Source organism: Vibrio sp. ZF57 (assembly GCF_001691235.1).
GTDB lineage: Bacteria > Pseudomonadota > Gammaproteobacteria > Enterobacterales > Vibrionaceae > Vibrio > Vibrio crassostreae_C.
Genome location: NZ_MAKD01000138.1, coordinates 1 through 1215, shown reverse-complemented (window position 1 = coordinate 1215; position 1215 = coordinate 1). Strand labels below are relative to the sequence as shown.

Below are 1215 nucleotides of genomic sequence, written 5' to 3'. Positions count from 1 at the left end.
CAGGGCAAGATTACGAAGCCCCTTGCCCTGCAAGGACTTGCGAAAGGTAAGCGTTATTGCGGTTCGCTTTTTTCTGCTTTCTTTTGATCCCTGCTTTGAAGCTGATTTCTTCCGTCAGCAGATTTAAAGCTATATGTCTTATAACTGCTAAATTCTCACCGGCTTGCTCTCGACGTATCCGACATTCATCTTCTTTAAAACCAACGTCTAATCGCCAGTGCATCTGATTTTCAATGCTCCAATGTGCTCGCGTGCTCTCTAGTAAAGCTTTAGCCGTTAGTTTTGCTGAGCTTATGTAGTGCTTGATTTGCATTGTTTCTGCTGGCTTATCACCTTCTTGACGAATTGAAACGACCATACCAATTGTGGAGAGTTCAGCCCAATCAAACGCTATATAGCCTAAGAAATCTGTATTGTGAACAACCATACTCAAACGCGTTTCTGTACGACCATGCCCTTTCTCTTGAGTGACGTATTTATCACCTTCAAAACTATTAATCATACTAGAATTAAACACTTGGCTAATCGCTTGCTCCAATCGTTTTTGATTACCTTTTACCGCTAAGAGATAATCTGCATCTTGAGCGACTATCTTTTCAGCTATATCCTTCTGGCATCCCATAGCATCAATAGTCACTAAACAACCTCGCAAGGAAAGCATTTCAAGCAGTTCAGGGATCGCTTTTATTTCATTGCTTTTATCCGCAGTCTTCACTTGTCCTAGTACAACTTGGTTTGCTGCACTAAAGGCACTAACCATATGGATTGCACCACAACGCTTGTCTTTGTTGTATGTGCCTCTGAGAGTTTTGCCGTCGATAGCAATCACTTCACCCTCTGTCGTCTCATGACAGTCTTTCATCCACGCAGTAAAGCATCGTTGCAGTTGCTTGGCGGAAATAAGATTGATAACTCGGGCAATGGTATCGTGTACTGGTATGCCTTGTTTGAAATCACCATACTGCCTAAGCCATTCCAAGTTATCTTCACCAAAATCTTCAATATCCTCCCAACCTTCAGCACCAGCAATCACTGCTGCAATTGTTAAGAAGATAATGTCGGTTAGCGTGTGCTCTATTTTCCAAGCTTGGCGAGGGTCTCGAATAACTGAAATATGGTCCAAAAGGCTTAATCCATTCATTATGGCTAAATATCTGCTGTTAAAAAACAGTATATGATCACACCTAAATCTGATCATCAAATCGATCTTGAATG

General features: G+C 41.6%; 1 protein-coding gene. It reads right to left on the bottom strand.

The window, feature by feature from the left end; translation table 11 throughout:
* Window positions 1-10 precede the first annotated feature (10 nt).
* Complete coding sequence (locus tag A6D97_RS21115) at window positions 11-1141, bottom strand: ISAs1 family transposase (protein ID WP_065584519.1); 1131 nt, start codon at window positions 1139-1141, stop codon at window positions 11-13.
* Between the last annotated feature and the right edge of the window lie 74 nt (window positions 1142-1215).

What these genes read in the sequence shown, in the direction of transcription:
- A6D97_RS21115 (WP_065584519.1), bottom strand. Translation starts at nt 1,141, where the DNA reads ATGAATGGATTAAGCCTTTTGGACCATATTTCAGTTATTCGAGACCCT.